This is a genomic window from Protofrankia sp. CiT1 (assembly GCF_917627335.1).
Taxonomy (GTDB): Bacteria; Actinomycetota; Actinomycetes; order Frankiales; family Frankiaceae; genus Protofrankia.
Window position 1 is genome coordinate 1,579 of the sequence record NZ_CAKJTP010000194.1, and the last position, 2,402, is coordinate 3,980.

General features: G+C 60.5%; 1 protein-coding gene. It reads right to left on the bottom strand.

Annotation, left to right across the window (positions count from 1 at the left end):
* Positions 1-362 precede the first annotated feature (362 nt).
* Positions 363-2,402, bottom strand: a 2,040-nt coding sequence (locus MJ785_RS19565) for a galactose oxidase early set domain-containing protein (RefSeq protein WP_239382172.1), incomplete at its 5' end; no start/stop codon positions are given.

Here is a 2,402-nt window from a genome sequence, read left to right on the forward strand (position 1 = left end):
CGGGCAATGCTCACCGGCGCCCGAATGAGGTGAGTCCAGTGGGCTCCAGAATCCCGATATGGGCGGTGACCTGTGCGTTTGCCTGTAGCGCTGGGGTCGCGTCGACCAGTCGGATTCTCATGGTACAATCCCCGCCCTCTGCCCTGACGCGGTAAGCAGTGTCTTGCCGGCGGCGGCCTCGCGGAAACATCCTGGCGTGTCACTTTGCGGACATCGTGATGTTCTATGTGAGGACCCTTGACTCCTCGACGAGGATGTTTCCTCCTCGCTCGAGGAAGCTATCCCGCAGGCGCCGCGGCCAGCGTGCCGGGTAGTCGGAGGCAGGGGGCCGCATCGATCGAAGCGAGCCGAGAGCGGACAGCTCACGTCAGGTGGATCCACGTCGCGATCGAGGGGACTCCTTGTTGATCGACTATGAACAGCATGTACCAGCCGGGCGGCGCGATGTTGGGATTAGCAGTAATCGTGACGTCGAGTGAATCATTTTCTCGGGAAACGATCTGGAGGTCAACGAGGCGTTGGCCGCTGTCAAATGAATGAGTTGTGACACAATTTTTGATCAGCGAAGCCCACCGAATCGTGTTCGCCTGTGCTGTCGTAATCGTTACGGTTTGGCCGTAGCTCCATTCCTCCTGCGCCGTACCGATGACCGGTCGAGGTCCCTTGAACAGGTAGGGAGGGCTGAAGACCTCGATACGCATCTCCTCCTCCGGATCCGGAGGCTCCCAGTTGATCTGCTGCCCGCCTTCGGGGTTGCCGCCGGCCGCGACGACGCGACCGTCGGGTAGCAGCAGCGCCGTCGAGTGATAGAGACGTTGCACGGTGGCTGCGGCCATCAGGCTCCAGGTGTTGGTAGCCGGGTCGTAGATCTCGCCCTGCAGCCGGGCTAACGGCTCATCCTCCTGCTTCAGCGAACCACCACTGACAAAAACCGTACGGTCAGGCAGCAGGACGGTGTTCAGATGCAGACGGGGAAGTCCTATGGGAGCGCCGGCATGGTAGATGGGGTCGGCCGCCTTCAGGTCGACAATGGACACCGCGTCGGTGGCGTCGGTCTTATCTGGCTTACCCACCGGACCGCCACCGATGATCATTATTCGTTGGTCCTGGGCCGGCGGAAGGATGACGCTGGCTGACTGATTGCGCATGTCAGGGGCGAGCAGGTCCTGGACCTGCTTGGTGGTCACCGGATCGTGCGTGAGATCTATGATGCAGGGATCCACTTGCAGCGGGTCGTCCATCCGGCCACCGGAGAAAAAGATCTTGCCGCTGGCGAGTAAGAACAGATGGGCGTATAAGGGCAGCCCGGGAAAACCGCCGGCGAAGTGTCGGATGTGCCAAGTATCTGTCGCGGCGGAGTAGATCTCAAGAGAGGTCTTCGGCAGATCACCGCCGTTGTCGCCCAGGCCGCTCGCCGCGAGGATTTTTCCGTCCCCCAGAGTGATCAGTGTTGGATACCAGCGTCCCTGTGCCATATTGCCGGCAACGGACCATTTCTCGGTGGTGAAGTCGAAGATTGCGGAGTCCTTCCGGCCGCGGAACGGATTGTAGCCGATTGTGCCGCCGGCGGAGAGGAGCCGGCCGTCCGGAAGGAACGCGTCGCCACCACAGAAGAAGTCGAATGGTTTGTGGTTCGCGGTGCGCAGCGTCGGTGGGTGGGAGAAGGTATTATGCGGCGGACTCCACACGACGCTGGTGAAGATCCCCTTGCTCTCGTCGCCGAATATCGGGCTGTTGAAGCGGGTCGCGCTGCTTCCCGAGCCGGCGAAAAACAGCACCTTGCCCTTCGGGAGCAATGCGGCGTGTACGGCGAGGACACCGGAATGGAAGTCGAGAACCTCCCATGATCCTTCCCTTTCTGGGTCATGATCAAGATCGATGATCTCGTACAGGCCGGCGTTCTGCTGCGGACTGTTGTCAACCATAAATGCAAAGAGGCGGTGTTTGTTGTTCGTCTTGGCGACCGCGATGCCGCCGCCCTGGTTTTCGAAGGAGAACCAGTTCGGCACCCCCAGCCATGGCCCCCAGTCGTCGGCCGAGATCCCGTCATTACCAAGATTCTTGCCAACGCGGTAGAATGCCTGGTTCTGTCCGATGGGGCTGTCGATATTGAAGATGATCAGATCCTGGTTCCCATCCTCATCCAAGTCGACAACCGCGATACCGCAACCCTGGTTTTCCCAGGAGAACCAGCCCGGCACATCGATCCATGGTGACCACCCCGTGACATTGCCATTGATATCGACGTTTTTGCCGATGCGGTAGATCGCGCGGTTGCCTTGGGGAGGATTGTCGATCGTAAGCACGATCAGGTCGCGGTTGCCTTGGTCGTTCGGCGGTGTCACCGCGACCGCGATGCCTTGGTTCTCCCAGGAGCACCAGTCCGGGCTGGTGATCCACGG